The organism is Binatus soli (SeqCode) (assembly GCF_050015535.1).
Lineage (GTDB): Bacteria > Desulfobacterota > Binatia > Binatales > Binataceae > Binatus > Binatus soli.
Genome location: NZ_JBEKBF010000006.1, coordinates 20,351 through 37,263, shown reverse-complemented (window position 1 = coordinate 37,263; position 16,913 = coordinate 20,351). Strand labels below are relative to the sequence as shown.

16 protein-coding genes and 1 tRNA gene are annotated in these 16,913 nt (G+C 62.5%); 10 read left to right on the top strand and 7 right to left on the bottom strand.

Annotated elements, in window-relative coordinates; all coding sequences use genetic code 11:
• Nucleotides 1-11: 11 nt before the first annotated feature.
• Nucleotides 12-422, top strand: a complete 411-nt coding sequence (locus tag ABR989_RS05885; protein WP_428126495.1) for an NUDIX domain-containing protein — start codon at nucleotides 12-14, stop codon at nucleotides 420-422.
• Between the two features lie 16 nt (nucleotides 423-438).
• Here ABR989_RS05885 and ABR989_RS05880 read toward each other — a convergent pair whose 3' ends face one another.
• From ABR989_RS05880 to thiI, 3 genes are all read right to left on the bottom strand, one after another.
• Nucleotides 439-1,341: a glycosyltransferase family 2 protein gene (locus ABR989_RS05880; protein WP_428126493.1), complete on the bottom strand. Its 903-nt coding sequence runs from the start codon at nucleotides 1,339-1,341 to the stop codon at nucleotides 439-441.
• Between the two features lie 133 nt (nucleotides 1,342-1,474).
• The gene (locus tag ABR989_RS05875; protein WP_428126490.1) at nucleotides 1,475-2,647 is read right to left on the bottom strand and encodes a hypothetical protein; all 1,173 of its coding nucleotides are present in this window, start codon (nucleotides 2,645-2,647) and stop codon (nucleotides 1,475-1,477) included.
• Between the two features lie 148 nt (nucleotides 2,648-2,795).
• Nucleotides 2,796-4,001 carry a tRNA uracil 4-sulfurtransferase ThiI gene (gene thiI / locus ABR989_RS05870; protein ID WP_428126487.1) on the bottom strand — a complete coding sequence of 402 codons (1,206 nt, stop codon included), beginning with the start codon at nucleotides 3,999-4,001 and terminating at the stop codon, nucleotides 2,796-2,798.
• A 114-nt stretch (nucleotides 4,002-4,115) separates the two neighbouring features.
• Between thiI and ABR989_RS05865 the strand changes: the two genes are divergently transcribed.
• The 7 genes from ABR989_RS05865 (at nucleotide 4,116) to ABR989_RS05835 (ending at nucleotide 12,504) form a co-directional block, all read left to right on the top strand.
• Nucleotides 4,116-4,787: an NUDIX hydrolase gene (locus ABR989_RS05865; RefSeq protein ID WP_428126484.1), complete on the top strand. Its 672-nt coding sequence runs from the start codon at nucleotides 4,116-4,118 to the stop codon at nucleotides 4,785-4,787.
• Nucleotides 4,788-4,819: 32 nt separating this feature from the next.
• On the top strand, nucleotides 4,820-5,428 hold the full coding sequence (locus ABR989_RS05860) for a TetR/AcrR family transcriptional regulator (RefSeq protein WP_428126482.1): 609 nt from the start codon (nucleotides 4,820-4,822) through the stop codon (nucleotides 5,426-5,428).
• A gap of 25 nt (nucleotides 5,429-5,453) precedes the next feature.
• Complete coding sequence (locus ABR989_RS05855) at nucleotides 5,454-7,031, top strand: sulfatase family protein (RefSeq protein WP_428126480.1); 1,578 nt, start codon at nucleotides 5,454-5,456, stop codon at nucleotides 7,029-7,031.
• 40 nt (nucleotides 7,032-7,071) lie between these two features.
• A complete protein-coding gene (locus tag ABR989_RS05850) occupies nucleotides 7,072-8,100 on the top strand; it encodes a glutathione S-transferase N-terminal domain-containing protein (protein ID WP_428126478.1) in 1,029 nt (342 codons plus the stop codon).
• Nucleotides 8,101-8,130: 30 nt separating this feature from the next.
• Complete coding sequence (locus ABR989_RS05845) at nucleotides 8,131-9,972, top strand: hypothetical protein (RefSeq protein ID WP_428126475.1); 1,842 nt, start codon at nucleotides 8,131-8,133, stop codon at nucleotides 9,970-9,972.
• 267 nt (nucleotides 9,973-10,239) lie between these two features.
• On the top strand, nucleotides 10,240-11,427 hold the full coding sequence (locus ABR989_RS05840; protein ID WP_428126473.1) for a hypothetical protein: 1,188 nt from the start codon (nucleotides 10,240-10,242) through the stop codon (nucleotides 11,425-11,427).
• Between the two features lie 687 nt (nucleotides 11,428-12,114).
• Nucleotides 12,115-12,504, top strand: a complete 390-nt coding sequence (locus ABR989_RS05835) for a hypothetical protein (protein ID WP_428126471.1) — start codon at nucleotides 12,115-12,117, stop codon at nucleotides 12,502-12,504.
• Nucleotides 12,505-12,909: 405 nt separating this feature from the next.
• Here ABR989_RS05835 and ABR989_RS05830 read toward each other — a convergent pair.
• Nucleotides 12,910-13,005, bottom strand: a tRNA-Sec gene (locus tag ABR989_RS05830).
• Nucleotides 13,006-13,042: 37 nt separating this feature from the next.
• On the bottom strand, nucleotides 13,043-13,879 hold the full coding sequence (locus ABR989_RS05825) for a universal stress protein (RefSeq protein ID WP_428126468.1): 837 nt from the start codon (nucleotides 13,877-13,879) through the stop codon (nucleotides 13,043-13,045).
• 104 nt (nucleotides 13,880-13,983) lie between these two features.
• Between ABR989_RS05825 and ABR989_RS05820 the strand changes: the two genes are divergently transcribed.
• Entirely contained in the window at nucleotides 13,984-14,277 is a 294-nt protein-coding gene (locus tag ABR989_RS05820; protein ID WP_428126467.1) for a hypothetical protein, read from the top strand.
• An 8-nt stretch (nucleotides 14,278-14,285) separates the two neighbouring features.
• A complete protein-coding gene (locus ABR989_RS05815) occupies nucleotides 14,286-14,789 on the top strand; it encodes a Fur family transcriptional regulator (RefSeq protein ID WP_428126465.1) in 504 nt (167 codons plus the stop codon).
• 47 nt (nucleotides 14,790-14,836) lie between these two features.
• Here the strand turns inward: ABR989_RS05815 and ABR989_RS05810 are convergent, their stop codons facing one another.
• Both ABR989_RS05810 and sppA read right to left on the bottom strand, forming a co-directional pair.
• Nucleotides 14,837-15,085, bottom strand: coding sequence for a zinc ribbon domain-containing protein (locus ABR989_RS05810; RefSeq protein WP_428126462.1), 249 nt, complete (start codon nucleotides 15,083-15,085; stop codon nucleotides 14,837-14,839).
• Between the two features lie 20 nt (nucleotides 15,086-15,105).
• Nucleotides 15,106-16,848 (bottom strand): signal peptide peptidase SppA, encoded by a 1,743-nt coding sequence (sppA, locus tag ABR989_RS05805; protein ID WP_428126460.1) that lies wholly within the window; start codon nucleotides 16,846-16,848, stop codon nucleotides 15,106-15,108.
• Nucleotides 16,849-16,913 lie beyond the last annotated feature (65 nt).

Sequence of the window (16,913 nt, the reverse complement as noted above, 5' to 3'; positions counted from 1 at the left end):
GCTTGAGCACGATGGCGGAGCAGCAATTCTATGTGGGCATCCATGGCGTTATCGCCAGTCGCGGGCGAATACTCGTGCTCAAGCGCGCGCCGGTAATGCCGTATCGGCCCGGAAGCTGGGACCTTCCCGGCGGCCATATCGCGCTGGGCGAGAGTTTCGAGGATTGCCTGTTGCGCGAGGTCAAGGAGGAAACCGGGCTTGATGTCGCGATCGACCGCCTGCTCGGATTGCACAGCATGGTTTCAGAGCCCTATCTGCAGGCGCTTTACTCGTGTCGGTTGACAGTTTTTCAGAAAGTGCAGCTGCGGCCCGACGAACACGTCGAGCATCGATGGGTCGCGCCGGCTGAGCTCGCGAGCCTCGAGCTGATTCCTTATCTCGCGGCGATTCTAAAGCGCGGTATGCTGGGTTACGTGAAGTGATCGAGGCGATGCGGCGCTATCTCGCGATCAGGCGGCCGCGCCAGTAACCGAGGAAGTTGGCGCATTCGAGTTCGTGATAAATCGCCCGCTCCGGATCGCCGCGCATCGCGGCGGCCGCCATTCTGACCCCGTTGCGGACCAGCTTGTCGAGGCGGTTGTGGCTTTGCAGTCCCGCAAATGCGGTGCCCATGCCGAAGGCGAAGCTCTTGCGCCGCAGATACGCCCGCGTCATCCGCTCGGCCGGAATCAGATGATGCACGATCGCGCGCGGAGCAAACCCGATCGCGCCGCCGCGCGCCAATATCCGCGCAAACAGTTCGGTGTCCTCGCCCGAGATAGGATTGCCGCCGACCACGCCGAGGTCCTCGCGAAATTTCCCGAAACGCGCGAACGCAGAGCGCTTGAATCCGACATTGGCGCTGAAATAATTATCCAACCGCTCGGCAGATGACGTTGGCGCCGACTCGATCGTACGCCGGTCGTGAACTGCGAGCTTGACCCACAGGCTCGGCCCGAGCCACTTGGGCGGCGGCGATGACCATCGCGGGATAACCATCCCGCACGCGGCGTCCAGGTCGCGCTGGCGCATGTTATCGAGTAGTTCGGCGGCCCAATCGCGCTCGGCCAGCGCGTCGTCGTCTATGAAGAAGATGAAGTCCGACGCGGTTTCGTCCACCGCACGATTTCGCGCAAAGCTCGACCCCAGGCGCGGTTCGAACACCCGCCGCATCGCAAGCGCCGCGCCACGCGCGGATTCATCGATTACCGCTGCGGTATCGTCAGTCGATCCATTGTCGATGACGAGGCAGTCGGCCTCGACGCCCGCCGGCATCGAGAGCGACGCGATACTCGCCAACGTCTCGCGCACCAAGGCCGCGCGATTATGGGTGGGAATCGCAATTGTGAGTTTGACTGTCAATGCGGTCGTGCGCGCGCGCTAAGCGAATCCGCCGCCGCTTCATGCCGCGCCGCGTTTCCATAATAGCCCAACCGCGCCTCGCACCGGATAACCCGGCGCCGATGCGCAACTCGGCGTCAAGCGCCGGGCCGCGTCAGTTCTTCGCCGGCGCTGCCGCCGAAGCGGCGGGCGCGGAAGCTGCCGAAGCAGCCGTCGCGGGCGAAGCTCCCGGCGACGGCGATGGCGCCGCGGGCTTGGGCAGCGGCGCGCCCGATTGCGTGAACGCGATCGACGTGACCGTCAGGTCGGGCGTCGCTTTTTGCTGGATGTCGGTCGCGGCTGTGAGGCGGAAACCGAAATTGCGCGTCTCGCCCGGCACGAACGGCAGCACCGGACGCCCGAAGTTGGTGAACTCGAGCGGGGTCGCGATCGGCGTGTGGACCTCGCTGAAGACTTCCTTCTTGGTTTTCCCTTTGCCCACTGTGTACGTGACCGTGAACTGAACCTCGTCGATAGCTTTGTCGCCGCTGTTCGTCATCTTGCCGAAAATTCCCGGCACTCGCGACGCTGACATCTTCATATCGACATCGCTCAGCGCGATTTTCGGGACGTACGCCTGCGCGTCGGAGAGCTGCTTCTGCGCGTTTTGTATATCCGCCAACTCGCGCCCGTACTGGAACTTGAGGCCCGCGTTGCCGGTCGCCTGCTCTTTGTCCAGTTCGTCGAGGATTTTCTGATAGGCGGCGATCGCCTTGTCGTAGTCGTGCTTGTGGTAGAGATCGACGGCGTCCTTGTGTTCCTTGATGATATTTTCTTTGAACGGGAAATTGACGAACAGCCGCCATTCGCCACCCTGATTCACCATCACCATATTGTCGTCGTAGGTGACCTTGGGGTACGTATTTTCGGCCAGGTTCTTTTGCGCGATCGGGTCGGGGGACGCATCTCTGGTAAGTGAAGCATCGATCGTCCGCTCCCAGAGCGCGAGATCGGGCTGCGTCACGCTGACCGTGACTATTGCCTTGTCGCCGTCGGTCTTCGAGTCGCCAACCTTGTAATCATAAACGCGCAGCACGCCCTTGAACCAGTCCTTGCTCACGTCGGGCGCCATCGGGATTTCGCTGAGGAACTGATCCATCGTGCGATCGACCTGGTCCTGATGCGACAGCGCCTGGTAGCAGGTCGGGTAATTGTAAAGTTTCAGGTTGCTCAGATAGGTTTCCGCCGCGTGCTGGGGCGTATGACCCTGGCATCCCGCCACGAGAAACGCACAAACCGCAGCAGCCGCAAGAATCGCACCCTTGGCCTGAATTCTGCTCATTGTCATCGTCGAAATCCTTCTTTACGCGAGCCGCAAACGGTTCGATTCTAATGTCGCTTCCACCGAAAACAAGCTCGGCTCGGGGGGGCAATTTCCACCCGTTGGCCGCCATCCTGGCAGGCAACAGTCCCCTGCTTATCAGAAAAAAGGCGCGCTATGCGAACGGCCGCGGATCCGCCGCAGCCGCTTGCGTGGCCCGCGGCGGAAACCAAAAGCGCTCGACTTCGGTGGCGCGGATCGCATCGTCGATCATCCGCGGGACATCGAATCGCGATTCCGCCGCCTCGACTTCCTCGATTCGCGCCCGCGTCTCGGGATGCGCCGGCACAAACAGCGTGCAGCAGTCCTGGTCGGGCAATATCGACGTCTCGAACGTGTGCAGCCGGCGCGCCTGATCGATAATCTCGTTTTTGTCCATCCCGACCAGCGGCCGCATGACCCCAAACGCCGCCGCCTTCTCGATCACCGCCATGTTTTCCAGCGTCTGCGAGGCGACCTGCCCCAGGCTTTCGCCCGTTACCAGCACCGTCGCGCCTGAACGCTCCGCCAGCGCGCTTGCGATTCGCAGCATGAAGCGCCGGTACAGCACCACCCGCAGCGGGCGCAAAGTATTCGCCACGATCTCGCGCTGCAAGTTTCCAAACGGCACCAGCATCAACGTCGATCGCGCCTGCCATCGCGTCAGATGAGCTGCAAGCTCCGCCGCCTTCTCCCGGCTCGCCGCCGAAACGATCGGATACGCGTGAAAATGTACGAAGTCCAGCCTAAGCCCGCGCCTCATCATTCGATGCGCTGCGACCGGCGAATCGATCCCGCCCGACAGCAGCGCCAGTCCATGCCCCGTGACCCCCACCGGAAGTCCGCCCGCGCCCGCCATCTTGCCCGCCGACACGTACGCGGCATCGTTCATTATCTCGATCGATATCGTGAGCTCGGGCGCGTCAAGATCCACTTCGAAGCCGAGCGCCTCCTGCACTTCGCCGCCGACCGCACGATCTATTTCCACCGAATTCATCGCGAACCGTTTGTCCTCGCGTTTGGTCCGCACCGCAAATGTCCTCGCATTGCTTCCGCTGGCGCGCTTGATCGCTTCGCGCGCGATCGATTCGATGTCGCGAGCGGTCGCACGGCTTATCGAGAAGTTCTGCAGCCCGAAAATCAACGCCGCGCGCTCGGCTGCGGTTTCGTCACTTAGCTCGTCGGGGATTTGCACCATCAGGCGCGGCCCGACGCTGCGGATATTGCCCAGCCGGTAGTCGCCGAATATATCGCGCAGATTCTGCTTGACCTGATCGACGAATCGCCACTGATTGCGCCCCTTGAGCGCGATCTCGTGGTACCTGCCAATCAAATATCGCATGCTATGAAGTCACTCGCGTGCAGCCGCCGGACTTGAGGTTAGCCTACCCGGCGGCAGCATTGAAAACCGGGCGGGCGCTTGCAAGAAGGGCGTTGCGCGCGATTATCTGTAGCAATGAGTGACGCTAGACCCACACCCGATCCCACCGCGGCGAACGACAATGCCCCTGAAAGGACGTTTGCCCGCCAGATCGATCTCATCCGACGCAAGCTCTCCACCGTCACTCCCGCCCCGCGCGCGGCGCTGGCGAACAAGTCGAACGCCGCCGCGGTGCTGATGCCGCTCTTCGAGCGCGCCGGCCGCCTTCACGTCGTCTATATCCGCCGCTCTGACCATGTCGCGAGCCATCGCGGCCAGGTCGCGTTTCCCGGCGGACGCGTCGATCCCGTGGATGCGACCCTGCTCGACGCCGCTCTGCGCGAGGCGCACGAAGAAGTCGGCATCCATCCTTCGACCGTAGAAGTGGTCGGCGCTTTCCCCACCATGCAAACGACGACCAGCGGAATTGTCGTCGCGCCATTCGTCGGTGTGATCCCGTCCGACGCGCCGCTCAAGCCTCAAATCTCCGAAGTCGCCGAAATCTTCGACGTGCCTCTTGCCGCGCTCCGCGATCCGAAGTTTCGCGGCGACTATGAATGGAAGAGCGATGGGCCGGCCGGTCGTTCCTCGAAATTCCCGGCGATTCTCTACGGCGGCCAGGTAATCTGGGGCCTCACCCTGCGCATCACGCTGAACCTGCTCGAGCTTCTCGATCCGGCTCCCTTTTCTTCCAATTCCCGCTTGTAATTGCACTGTTAATGTAATAAGTTTCGCCCCTGATGCCGCAACTTGCTCGTCTCGACGGACGCCTTGCCCGCTCGGCTCGCACTCGCCGCGCCGTGGTCGGCGCCCTGCTCGGTCTCCTCGGCGAGGGCGACCTGCGGCCCACCGCGGCGCGAATCGCCGAACGCGCGGGCGTCTCGCTGCGGCTCGTGTTCCATCATTTCGACGACCTCGAAGAGATCTACAGCGAGCTCGCCGACCGCCAGGCCGAGCGCGTCAAGCCGCTCGCCGTGCCAATTCCTGTCTCGACCCCGCTGGCGCGCCGCATCGAAGGATTCTCCGCGCAACGCGGCCGCCTGCTCGAGACGTTATCGCCCGTGCGCCGCGCCGCGGTTTTGATGGAACCATTTCGCCCTGCCCTGGCCCGCCGCCTCAAGCATGCGCGCGATCTCACGCGAGCCGCCACGCTTGCCGCATTCGCGCCCGAACTCTCGAAACTCGCCGCCGATGAAAAGCGTGCGACGATCGCCGCGCTTGACGTTGCTACTTGCTGGGTCGCGTGGGAGCAGATGCGCCGGCATCAGGGGCTTTCCGAAACCGAGGCGCGAGGCGTGATGGCGACGACCATCCGCGCGCTGCTGACAACGGGAAAAGTTAAAGAGTGAAGTTTCTACGCGGGAGCCGAATCCAATGGGACGCAATATCCTTTTCATCACCACCGATCAGCAGCGCTACGACGCGCTGGGATGCAACGGCGGTACGATCGCGAAGACGCCGGTCGCCGACCGGCTCGCCAATAGCGGAATCAACTATCGGCGCGCGCACAATCAAAATGTCGTCTGCATGCCGGCCCGCTCCACCATGATTACCGGCCAATACGTGCGCACCCACGGCGTCGTCGCCAACGGCGTTGCACTTCCGCCCGACTCGCCGAGCGTCGCGGCTTATCTTCACGAGAAGGCCGGTTACCACACCGCGCTGCTGGGCAAGGCGCATTTCGAGCCCGCTTTCGATTTGCAGGGGCGATGGTTCGAGAACCAGATGGCGCGCCGGAATTCAACCGGCCCGTATCGCGGCTTCGATCGGATGGAACTGGCGATGCATTCGCCGATCGGCGGATGGCATTATTCCCTGTGGCTGCAGAAAAACTATCCCGACGAAATAAGCGGCTTCGCGCCGATTCTCACCGCGATGCCCGGCGGCGACACCGGCGCGCCCGAAGTGAAGTACAATCCGATTCCGCGCGAGCATTACCACACCGACTGGGTGGCCGCGCGGACGATCGCATACCTCGATTCGCTCGATCCCGGCGACAACTGGTTCGTGTGGATGAGTTTCCCCGATCCCCATCATCCATGGGACCCGCCGGAGCACGAGGCGCGGCGAATCAATTGGCGCGATCTCGATCTGCCCGCCGGCTATCCCGGCTCGCGCGAGAAAATCGAAAAAATACTCGGCGGCAAGCCGCGCCATTGGCTCGATTGGTACCAGGGCCGCTTCGGCAACTTCGAGGGCGGCCCCGCCAGCTTCGTCCCGTGCCAGCTCACCGAGAATCAGCTTCGCGAAGTCAACGCGATGATCCACGTCGAAAACGAATTGATCGACCAGGCTTGCGGCCGCGTGCTCGCCCGAATCGCCGAGCGGGGATGGGAACCGCGCACGGACGTATTTTTCACGACAGACCACGGCGAGCTGCAAGGCGACTTCGGCTTGCTCTACAAGGGGCCGTATCACGTTGACGCCTTGATGCGGCTGCCGATGATCTGGCGCCCCGCGCCGTCGGCCAAAATCACGCGCAACGAAATCGCGGAACCGGTCGGGCAGCTCGATCTCGCGCCGACGTTCTGCCAAATCGCGGGCGTCCCGGTTCCCGACTGGATGCAGGGAAAGCCGCTTCCCATCGCGCCGGGCTCGGGCCGCGAGCGCGTGATCACCGAATGGGACAGCCAGTTCGCCGCAATCGGGATGCATCTGCGCAGTATCTATCGCGACGGCTACACGCTCACCGTTTACGAGAAATCGACTCGCGACTATGGATTCGACCTGGCCAACATTCCACCGATGCTCGCGCCGCGCGGTCCGATTGCCGATATCCGCTACGACGGCACCGAGGGCGAGCTCTACAATCTGCGCGAGGATCCGATGCAATGGCGCAATCTGTGGAACGATCCGGCCTACGCGAAGCTGAAGTCCGATCTGCGCGCCGACCTGTACGACAATCTTCCTCCCGAGCGCAACCCGAAGCTTCCCGTAGAGGCCCCCGCTTGAGCGGTCGATTGACGAGCACTGTGACGAGAGGGCCGAAACGATGACAGCATTGAAACTGGTCGGCGGATTCGGCTCCCCCTACTCGCGCAAAATGCGCGCGGTTTTGCGCTTTCGGCGGATCCCCTTCACCTGGATAATGCGCGGCTCATCGGAGGACGTCGATATTCCTCCGGTCCCTGTCGCTCTTATCCCGGTGCTCGTTTTCCCCGGTGAGGGAGGGCGCGCCGACGAGGCGATGATCGACTCGACGTTTCAGATCCGGCGGCTCGAAAAGCTCATCCCCACACGTTCCATTGTCCCGCCCGATCCCGCGCTCGCGTTTCTGGACGCGATCCTAGAGGACTACGCCGACGAATGGCTCACAAAGCCGATGTTCCACTATCGATGGAAATACGCGGCCGACATCGACAAGGCCTCGCACGTGCTCGCGCTCGACCGCGATCTATGCATGAGCGGTGACACGCTGGCCAAGGCGTCCCGCTATTTTGCCGATCGTCAAATCGCACGGCTCGGCGTGGTCGGATCGAACGACGTGACGACGCCGGTTATCGAGGCGAGCTACCGCCGCTTGCTCGTGTTGCTCGATTCGCATCTGGTCGCCGGAAATCGATTCCTCATGGGCGCGCGGCCGGGCGCCGGCGACTTCGGCTTCTTCGGCCAGTTGAGCCAGCTTGCGCACTTCGATCCGACGCCCGCGGCAATTGCGGCCGCCGAGACTCCGCGCGTGGTCTCATGGGTCACCCATCTCGACGATCTCTCGTCGCTTGATGTCGAAGACGCTCGATGGCTCCCGCGCGAGGATGCCGTCGCCGCGCTTCGCCCGTTTTTGATCGAGATTGGCCGCGTCTATGCGCCCTTCCTGCTCGCCAACGCGCGTGCGCTTGCTTCGCGCGCAAGTGAAGTGCGATGCGAGATTGACGGGCGTGCGTGGGTGCAGCAGCCCTTTCCCTACCAGGGCAAGTGTCTAGGATGGTTGCGCGAAGCTCGCTTGGCGCTCAGCGCCGCCGATCGAAAATTCGTGGACTCGGCGCTGGAGTCCACCGGAGCAGACAGCATCTTCAGCGCTTAGATTTATCAATCACGCGCCGCGGAGAGTTACGTGACGCTCGAATCGAAATCGCTCGAAGCACCGAATCGCGCGGCGCGCGCAGTCACCTGGACGATCCTCGGCGTCAACGCCCTCTTGCTGATTATCTCGCTGCCCGACTACCGGGTGAGCATCGACTCCGGCTATCACATCTCGCTCGCGCGATGGTACGCAGCGCACGGCACCGCGTGGTGGGACCATATAAATTACGGCCCCGGCGGACGGCCGAACCTGCAGGGGCCTGCGCTCCACGTAGCGATCGCAATACTCGGACTAATCCTCGGCGGCAGACCCGATTCATTCATTCTAGCCAACGCGATTCTCGGCCTCGCGCAATGGGGCGCGGCGATGCTCACCGTGCTCTACTTCGCGCGCCGGCTCGGCGGCGATATCGCCGCGATGTTCGCGGTCGCGTTGCTCGCCGGCAGCGCTTTTGCCGCAGGTTCGTTCTATGTCGGGATTCCTTCGGGATGGCTCTTCATTTCGATACCGTGGGCGATTTATTTTTTTCTCGAAGATCGGCTCGTACTTGCGACGCTGATCACATCCGCCGCCTGTTACATTCATCTTGGTGGATTCCTCACGGCGCCGCTCGGCATTCTGGTTGCCGCGATTTTGGAACGACGCTGGCGTGCGCTGATCATCGTCGGCGTCGCCACCGCGATACTCACTTCGCCCTACTCGATTCACTTTCTGGCCAATCTCGCGTGGTATCGCGGCCGCCATGGGCACGAAGCGACGCACCTCGATCCGCTGACCGATATTCTGGCGATTGCGGGAGCGATCTGGCTTTTCCGCCATCCGACGCGCCACAAATTTCTGCTCGCATGGGCCGCCGCGCCTGTTTCGTGGCTGCTTCAGGATCCCAGTCGCTTCGTCGCGCAATCCGCGCTCGCCGGTTCCGTGATCGCCGGCTTGTTCCTTGCAGCGATGATGGATCGTGTCGCCGTCCGCGCCGTCCGTATTGCCTTCGCCACGGTTCTGGTCGCCCTCGCAACGATCTTTCCGCTGGGCGCCCCGAGTCTCGCCGCCGAGGCGTTATGGGACGCGGGATTTCATTTTCCTTTGCTCGAGGATTGGGACCAGGCGCGCGAATTGGCTCGCGTGATCGACGACCATCACCTCAATAACCGGCTGATCGCGATGTACGCGTCGTCAGCCGGGCCGGGAATCGCCGTGTTCACTCCCGTGGTGCTGCGCAAGGGACATTGGGTCGAGGTGCAGCCGCGCCACGATCCCGGCGACGATCTCTCCGCGGGCGCTCAGACTTACGTTGCGCCGCTTGCGCCTGACGATCCGGTGCTGTCGTCGATGTCACAAGCCGGTCTCGTTCAGATTTACGGCGGCACTTCGGATTGCGCCGTGATCGATCTGCTGAAGCCTGCGGATCCCAAAACGATTGCGCCTGTCGTTGCGCAAATTCTCGGCGATAACGCGGATTGGCTCGGCGACAATGCGATCAACAACAAGACGCCGCCGACGCTCGCCGATCTCGGAAAGCTGGGGTTGAAAAAAGGGCTCGACGCACGCCGGGTCAGGATGGACCAGCAACGATTTCGCGCGGGCAGAATGGAAATAGCGTGCCTGGTTTACGCCTACGCAATCGAGAACCAGTCGCCGGAACTTGCCGGTCAACTTCGCGGCGTCGCGCGGGGATTCGGTGAGATGGCGGGTTTTATCAGCGACGGCTCCCCGGTCGGCTTCATGAGCGACGCGCAGTTCGAACTATTCAAGCGCAACATGCTCGTGTTCGCCGCCGCCGTTAAGGCGGGCGGGTCCGACCCGCTCGACGCGCCCGCGGTTCACAGCGCAATCGGCAAATTGTTCGACGACTTCTTTGGCCGCGATGCGTAGCCGGCCGGCTAGGGCTTCGCGAGCAGCTCGAAGTACGACACGTCGATCAGATCGGCCTGCCCTACTCCAAGCGCCAAAAGGATCTCATCTACCGCAGCGCGCTTCGAGGCTTTTCATTTTTTCATTTTTTCGTTTTTCGTTTTTTCGTTTTTTCGTTGATCGCTACCGCCTTGGCGTGAAAAACTTGACAGTTCGGGAAGCCCGCGAATAGGCTCCCACGATTCGCTGTCTTAATCGCGCAGAAATCCGCGCTCGCACGGCATTCATTTGAGTATTTTACCTCAAACCAATCTTGACGATGCGAAATTGATCGAGGCCGGCTTCGACCCCGCGCTCGCGCCCGCCGACGCGCTCGCGAAACTGCGCGCGCTCAAGGGCAGGGCCGGCATCGCGGATGTCGCAATTGCGCGCGCCCTCGGCAGGATCGCAGACCCGCGCGCCGCCGCGATGCTCACCGAGATGGAAGCCGGCGCGGCCGGCGCGATCCGGCGCGAAGTCCGCCGCGCGCTGTACAAGCTGAAGCAGCACGGGATCGACGCGCCCGCGGCCACCGCTGCAGCGGCCGGCGCCGTGCACGACAACGCCACTGAAAAAACTGAAATAGCCGCGATGCTCTCGCCGATCGACAGCGAAGGCGCGCGCATCGTCTGGATCGTCAAGCCGCGCGTGCAGGGCGGCGTGATCCGGCTGTGGGCGCTGATCTCCGAGCGCGACGGCCTGGTCGGCGCGCAGAACGGCGCGCTGTCGCGGCGCGAGCTGAAATCCGAACGCGAAGAACTCGAACGCCGCGCACAGGTGAAGCTGGTTGACGCCGATTGGCGCGTCGCGGACTTCATCGCGTGCGAGGCCTGGCGCAACACGCCCGAGTCGCGGCGCGGTCACGTCGGAAACTTTCTCGCGCTGCGCTCCGAGTTGATCGCGTCGCCGCCGCCGACTGAACTGCTTCATCCGGTCTATGCCGAGCTTGCCGCTGAAGCTGCCGGCGAGCCGTCAGTCGAGCTGCTCAAGGAACCGGAACTGCTCGAATGGCGGATCCCCGACGCGATCCTCAAACCCTACGTCGACGAGATTGCCCGCGCCGGCGAAAGCGTGATCGTCTTGAATCCGCTCCACAAGCAGGAACGCGTGAACGCCGTGATCGATCGCGCGACCGCCGAACTGCTGACGGGCGACAACGGGCGCGCGGTCCAGCGGCGGCTCGAGGATATCGCGTACTACATGACGCGGGTTGGACGCCGCGCGCAGGCGGGATGGGCCGCGGCGGCAGCGGCGCGGCTGCGCGACGGAATCGACGTGACGAGAGTACTTTTCTTTCAGGCCTTCATCCGCACCCAGCTCGGCGCCGTCGCGGTGGCCGAGCAGCAGAAGGCCGAGCAAGAGCCGCGGCTGATCATGACTCCGGCCGAGGCGATGCGCGCGCGCGAAGCTCAAGAAGCAAGGACCCGCCGCCGCTAGTCGCGCGGAGAACTGTGATTCGGAAGCGAGGAAGCGACGGGAGTAAGGGGCACCGCATGGCGTTCAGCGCGCAACGTATAGCGCGCTCGGCCGATCGTAGGGCCGAGGCAGCAAGTAGCGGCCGCTAAGGCAGCGGCGTGAAACCATGTGAAGGGCAGCGCGAAGCCTCCGCGCAAAGCCACGGGCGCGAGCAACGTGCTCTAGTCCGCCACCCGCGGACATGCTCTCACGACTCGCAGCAGAACTCGACGGCGATTCGCCGAGCCGTGGATCGAGAGTCTCTTTAGCCGAAGGCCTGCCCACTCGGGATAGGTGCGTTCAGAATCGCGCTCGCCGCAAGCGCGTCGCGCGAGGACGGCAACTAGAGATAATAGCTGCGCGAGCGAAGCGAGCGTGTACCTCACAGCGACGCGCGTTCGTCGCCCTTCACTCGTCAGATATCGAAGCATCTGCACGGCGGTTTCCGTAGGGGCCAGATTGAGCGGGGATGGCACTTGATTTAATTAAACATACGGCGTATTATCAATGGTAGAGCCGATAGTATCTAAATTGATGGCTCGGGAGACTATATTTATGAATGTAAACGAGAGAGTAAGAGCGCTGTACGCCAGAGACCCCGCTGCTACGAGTGCGTTTGATTCTCTTAGACGATATCAGCGGAATCGCTCCGAGACGACCGTTTCCGTCTTGAAGTGGCAGGCGGGGCTTGACGATGAGGCGGTGAAGAATTTTTTCAGTGAATTGCAGAATATGGGGTTGGGGACGTACATCCCCGGCCGTTATGACCATCCCTGCCGGTTTCGCTGGATTTTGCCGGTGAAGGTGGTCGCTGCTGTGGCCGTTGGGGCGAGCGACGAGCCTCTTGAGGTTGAAGCCTCGGTGTCGGCTGCTGTCGCTGCTGATGGTGTTGGTGGTCATGGTGCTGCCGGCGTCATTCGGCATAGCTACAGTTTACGCCCCGATTTTGTTGTGACAATCGTGTTGCCGGCGGATCTCACAGCCGGCGAGGCGACCAGGCTTGCGGACTTCACGCGGACGCTGCCGTTTTCTGCTGATTCATCGGCGGTGGCTGCCTAAGCAGGTAAGAACCGGCCGCGCTCATCGCGCTCTGCGACGCGAGCGCGCGCGGCCGGCGCGTACTTTGTGCCCGTTGCGTCGTAAAGCGTGGCGGCATCGAGCGCAGAGCGCAACGGGAGGCGCTTCGGCGACAGCGGCATCACTCAGCGCTGGTAGCGGCAGGGAAACTGCTGGAGTGATCTCAGAGCTGGGCGGCGAAGCCGGACGATGGTCCAAGCGTTGAAGCAAGCGTCGAAGTGGCGCTGGGATGGCGCTCATATTGCGCTGGATTCTACGCTGGCCGAGCGTCGAAAAAAAACGCCCCGCGATTCGGGAAACCGCGGGGCGTCGCGACAGTCTCGTTACCATTCCTTCGATTCGCTCGGATACCGGCGCGCGCTCATCTCACGAGAGCACACTCACTCTTGGCGGAGGGGGGAGGGAGTCGAACCCTCCGGCGGCAATATTAGCCGCCAAGCCGGTTTTGAAGACCGGTAAGGCCACCGGGCCTTTTCCTCCTCCAGCCCTTATTTATTAAGGACTTACGACGATGCGAATCTCAGCGCGCCAGGAACACCGGGCACGGCGAGTTGCGCAGCACGTACTCGGTGGTCGAGCCGAGCACCATCTCGATAATCCTGCTATGCCCGTATGCGCCGATGAAGAGCAGGTCGGCATCGTGCTCTTTAAGGAACTTCACAATTTCCTCATTGGCGTGACCCTGGAGCAGCTTGAACTCGGCCTTCGGCGTGTAGTTCTCGAAGTAGGTGCGCGCCTCGGCCAGAGTCCGCTCACCAAGCCTGGGATCGCGCGCACAGGTGATGACGGTGACCGGAATCCCCAGGCCGTTGGCAATTTCCGCCGCCGAGCGCATCGCGCGCGATGCCCGTTCGCTGCCGTCGTACGCCAGCACGGGGCGTTTGACCTCGCGAAATCGCTTCGGCGAGATGAACAGCTGGCGTGGAGATTTGCGCGCGACGCTTTCCGCCGTCGAACCCAAAAGCCCGGTCGAGAACTTTTCGTTGACGCCGCGATGCCCGATCATGACCAGATCGCTGCTGCGCGCTCGTTCGCAAATCTGGTTGGCGACGATTCCCATGTCGAGCACGGTCTCGACGGCAAGATTCTCGCGGCCTGCCGCAGCGGCAAATTCGTCGAGCACGGCACGGCCCCGGGCGGTCAGCACCTCGCGCATCTTGGACGAGAAATCCAAATATGGTTCCAGCCCGAGCGAACCTGATATATCATGGAAAAAGGAGCCTTCGATCGACACGATATCGACGACATGCAATCCGATCAGCGACGCATTGAAAATTCGGGCAAAATAGAAGGCGTACGCCTGTGCGTTGCGGGAGTGTTCGGAGGTGTCGATGCCGATGAGGATTTTCTTGATCAAGCGCGTAACCTCCGCGTCAGTTACCGCGATAACATGCCGCGCGGTGATGCCTCAAGAGGGGGCGGAGCCGCAGCCACAATCGATTGGGCAGGGATGCAGGTGAAATGAGCGAACTTAGCGAGGCGCGGATGATGAGAATCGTGGATGAGCTCGCCGAGGCTGCCCAGCGCGTCGGGCTCGAGGTCCGTCGTGAAAAGATCATGCGCGAAATTGGCTACCGCACGCGCGGCGGCGCCTGCCGGTTGCGCGACAAGAACCTCGTTATTATCGATCGCGATCAGCCTGCCGCCGAGCAGCTCGAAGTGATTGCCGAGGCGCTGCGCTCCCGCGATCTCGAATCCTTATATCTGTCCCCCGCCGCACGGCGCGTCGTTCACGTCGGAGACGCCCCATCCTGAGTACTGAGATGCCGCGTCCAGGCGAAACCGCATCGGCTGGTCACACCGTAATCGGTCGCAAACCTGCGATCAGCGCGGAAGATCGGATGCATGCCTTCCACGCGCGGCTCAAGGAGCGCGGGCTCAAGTCCACCGGCCAGCGCGACGACATCGCACGCGCATTCTTCGAGCTCGGACATCATATCAGCGCCGAGGAACTGCATGCGGAGGTCAAGAAGATCAACCCGCACGTCGGCTATGCGACGATTTACCGGACGCTGCGCCTGCTCAAGGAATGCGCGCTGTTGTACGAGCGCCATTTTGACGAGGGCCAGGCGCGTTACGAAGCCGTCGCCGAGCGCCATCACGATCATTTCATCTGCGAGCGATGCGGCCGGATCATCGAGTTCGAGAACGCCTCGATCGAGCGCATGCAAAACATCGTCGCCCGCGATCTCGGCGTGACGCTGACCCGGCACAAGATGGAACTGTACGGAATCTGCTCCGACTGCCACGCCCGGCAGGGCATGTAGCCGCGAACTTCAAGCAATCTGCTGATCGCGTCGCGCCCGAGATGCCCTCAACGCCGTGAAGAGCGGTCGCCGGAAGGCCGCCGCCTCGTCGGCCGCAGGTCCGCCGCCGCCCTGGGAACCGCTTCGGGACCGGCGCGATGCCTGTACTTCATGTCGTTGCCGCAGTGTGGACAGTTGACGTCGTCATACTTCACGACCCGTCCGCAGTACGGGCACTTGTAACGGCGCCTTGCCACCCAGTAGAAAAATGCCGCCGTCAACCCCGCCATCAGCAGGCCGATGATTGTTTGCCGCATGAGACTTGCTCCGAACGCGCTCAGAGCATCGGCGCCACTGGACAATACGCAGCGCTGAAAAGCGCGTGACCGCTGAGCGCCAGGCGAATCAGCTCGATGACCGGCTCGACGATTCGCGCAGCCGGGCGCTGCGTGATCGACGCGACCATCTTGCCGCTGGTCAGCGATTGCAGCAGTCCCGGCTGCTCGGGAAGTTCGATGATCCCGACCGGCTGATCGGGAGCCAGGCGCGCCAATCCTTTCGCGACCGCCATCGCGTCATCGAGTCCGCCAAGCGAATCGACCAGCTTGATCTTGAGCGCCTGCTCTCCTGTCCAGACCCGTCCCTGCGCGACCGCATCGGCCTGCTCCACCGTGATATGGCGGCCGGCCGCGACCAGTTTCAGGAAGTACTGGTAGTCGCGCATAATCTCATCCTGGAACTGCTTGGATTGCGCGGGCGTGAAGTCGGTCCACATATCGAACATTCCGACGTTTGCTCCGCGGCTCACCGCGTTGGTGTTCGCATAAATCTTTTGCGCGGCCGGCGAGATGTTGAACTTGCCGCCGAGCACGCCAATCGAGCCGGTGACCGTGCCGGGTTCGGCGATAATCCTCGCCGCTGGAATCGATACCAGGTATCCGCCCGAAGCGGCGTACCCCGACATGCTGACGACCACCGGTTTTTTCTTCGCCGTGAGCTCGACCTCGCGGCCGATGAGTTCCGACGCGAGCATCGAGCCTCCGGGTGAATCGACCCTGAAAATGACGGCGCGAACGCCGTCATCCTCGCGCGCGGACTTGAACGCTTTGGCCATGTCGTCGGCAGTCATCGCTTCGGTATCGGGACTTGAAAATGGTTCGAAGCCTTCGCCGCCGCTCTGAATCTCCCCATCCCCGTAAATCACCGCGATTCGATCTCCGCCGGCGAAGTTGGAAAACAGGCTCGCACGTGCGTAATTGGCGTAGTCGACCTCCGTGTGAAGCGAGCCGCCGTGATGCTTCACGCGATCGCTGAATTCGTCCTCGTATTCGAGTCGATCCACCAGGCGCGCCTTCAGCCCCGCGTCCGCATTCAACGGCGCTTGATCGATCAGGCTTTTGATCGCGTCGGGACTGAGCTTGCGCGCGGCCCCGATTGCCGCGACGATCTGATCGAACAAGCTCCCGGCCAGCCCTTCGTCCTCTTCCCTTTGCGCCGGCGTGAAGTCCTTGTTGGTGAACATGTTGGCCGCGCTCTTGTACTGCCCCGCCGAGGCGAAGATCGGCGTGATCCCCAGCCAGTCGAGCGTGCCGCGCATGAACAGCTCGCGCAGTTGCACTCCCATCAGGTTGAGGTCTCCCCGCGGCATCAGCGAGACTTCATCGGCGGCGCTCGCAACGATGTAGGGCAGATTGCCCGCGCCCGATTCGCCGGCGGTCTCGATATACGCGGTCGTCCATTTGCCGTGGCTCTTGAACGACTGGATCAATGCAACGATCTCCTGCGCCTGCGCCAGTTCCATCTCGGGGTTGATAACCTTGATTTCCAGGCCGACTATCTTCGGATCCTTCGCACCCGCGTCGATCGCATTGCGCAGATCGTTGAGCGCCGTCTGATGTGTGCTCAGAAGGCCGAGCAACCCGCTGCCGCCGCGCTCGACAACCGATCCGTTCAGCTCGACCGCCAGAACAGAGTTGGGCCGCACCCGATGCGCGATGTAATCCGAGATGGCGACGATCGCGAACAGCGCGGCGACTGTGATCACCGTTCGAACAATCCATCGAAAAAATCTTTTGAACATTCACTCCTCCGAACTGCGAAGGCGCGCCGATCCGCCTTGGCGGAGTCAAAATGACGCGCCGCCGG

Coding starts and splice junctions, on each gene's coding strand:
- ABR989_RS05885 (WP_428126495.1), top strand. CDS start 12: ATGGCGGAGCAGCAATTCTATGTGGGCATCCATGGCGTTATCGCCAGT.
- ABR989_RS05875 (WP_428126490.1), bottom strand. CDS start 2,647: ATGACAATGAGCAGAATTCAGGCCAAGGGTGCGATTCTTGCGGCTGCT.
- thiI (WP_428126487.1), bottom strand. CDS start 4,001: ATGCGATATTTGATTGGCAGGTACCACGAGATCGCGCTCAAGGGGCGC.
- ABR989_RS05865 (WP_428126484.1), top strand. CDS start 4,116: ATGAGTGACGCTAGACCCACACCCGATCCCACCGCGGCGAACGACAAT.
- ABR989_RS05860 (WP_428126482.1), top strand. CDS start 4,820: ATGCCGCAACTTGCTCGTCTCGACGGACGCCTTGCCCGCTCGGCTCGC.
- ABR989_RS05855 (WP_428126480.1), top strand. CDS start 5,454: ATGGGACGCAATATCCTTTTCATCACCACCGATCAGCAGCGCTACGAC.
- ABR989_RS05850 (WP_428126478.1), top strand. CDS start 7,072: ATGACAGCATTGAAACTGGTCGGCGGATTCGGCTCCCCCTACTCGCGC.
- ABR989_RS05820 (WP_428126467.1), top strand. CDS start 13,984: ATGAGCGAACTTAGCGAGGCGCGGATGATGAGAATCGTGGATGAGCTC.
- ABR989_RS05815 (WP_428126465.1), top strand. CDS start 14,286: ATGCCGCGTCCAGGCGAAACCGCATCGGCTGGTCACACCGTAATCGGT.
- ABR989_RS05810 (WP_428126462.1), bottom strand. CDS start 15,085: ATGCGGCAAACAATCATCGGCCTGCTGATGGCGGGGTTGACGGCGGCA.
- sppA (WP_428126460.1), bottom strand. CDS start 16,848: ATGTTCAAAAGATTTTTTCGATGGATTGTTCGAACGGTGATCACAGTC.